This window comes from Phormidium sp. CCY1219 (genome assembly GCF_055795085.1).
Genome location: NZ_JAYFEQ010000367.1, coordinates 1 through 982, shown reverse-complemented (window position 1 = coordinate 982; position 982 = coordinate 1). Strand labels below are relative to the sequence as shown.

General features: G+C 50.3%; 1 protein-coding gene. It reads left to right on the top strand.

From position 1 onward, the window contains the following. The first annotated feature begins 397 nt into the window (after positions 1–397). The gene (locus AC0QH1_RS07115) at positions 398–886 is read left to right on the top strand and encodes a CRR6 family NdhI maturation factor (protein ID WP_324630295.1); all 489 of its coding nucleotides are present in this window, start codon (positions 398–400) and stop codon (positions 884–886) included. Positions 887–982 lie beyond the last annotated feature (96 nt).

The window sequence follows — 982 nt, the reverse complement described above, 5'->3', positions numbered from 1 at the left end:
CTCGTAGGGCTTAGGCTGGTCAGCTACCTAAAGTCAGGGGCTAGAAGCCCCGTCTCTTTAGAGCGGGGTGCTGACTTAATCGCAAGATTTAAAGGATCTCGCCTTCACTTATGAGGTTATCGTGTTTTTTCATGCGGATGAAGTGTCGCTGGCAGGTTGAAATTCCGGCATGACTCCCATCGGGAGCCATCGCCCGATCGCCAAGGGACGGGAGTTGCAATTATTCTATCTTAGGCTCTGGTTGTGCGTCTCCCTTCTTCACCTATGCCTCGTTTTTCTCTACATTGCCGCGATCGCCTCGCGGCGATCGCTTTTGCCTTGCTGGAATGATAAACTACTCAACAGGCAGGGCATTCCTGCTTTTTTGCGTTTGGTTCGTCGTCTTTCCCTGGTTTCAATGGCAATTACTACAATCGCGCTTAATGCTCAATCTGTGCGTCATCTGGATTTCTCTGCGGCTCAATCTGCGATTGAAACGTTGCTGCAAAATGGAGCTTTGAGCGATCCACAGCAGTGCCTGCGTTTTGACCTCGATTATCCTCGGGATCCAACCGATCCGCGCGAACTTTCTGAGATCCCAGAGGTGCGATTGTGGTTTATTGGCTTGGATGCTCGCTATCCTTGGTTGCCAATATTGCTCGACTGGAAACAGGGGGAATTGGCTCGCTACACGGCTATGCTGGTTCCTCACCAGTTCCACCGGGTTGAGGGAATTCAATACAATCCAGAAGCTCTCGAAATCTTCCTGATGCACAAGATTTTTACCATCGCTCCTTGGTTGCAGCAACAGGGTCTCTCCCCAAAGTCTAAGCTGCTGTCAATGGCTCAAATGCTTGGCTACGATCTCGATGAAGCCTTTTTTGACCTGGTTTGGCCTCAGAGCTAAAATCTCTTCTATCGCCTCTTGTCAGGGACTCCGTAGAAACCAACCCCATGTCTAAAGCCAGGGGCTTGTACTTCTAACCACCTGACCAGCCTAAAC

Excerpts from the sequence above, each read along its gene's own strand:
- AC0QH1_RS07115 (WP_324630295.1), top strand. The coding sequence starts at position 398 with ATGGCAATTACTACAATCGCGCTTAATGCTCAATCTGTGCGTCATCTG.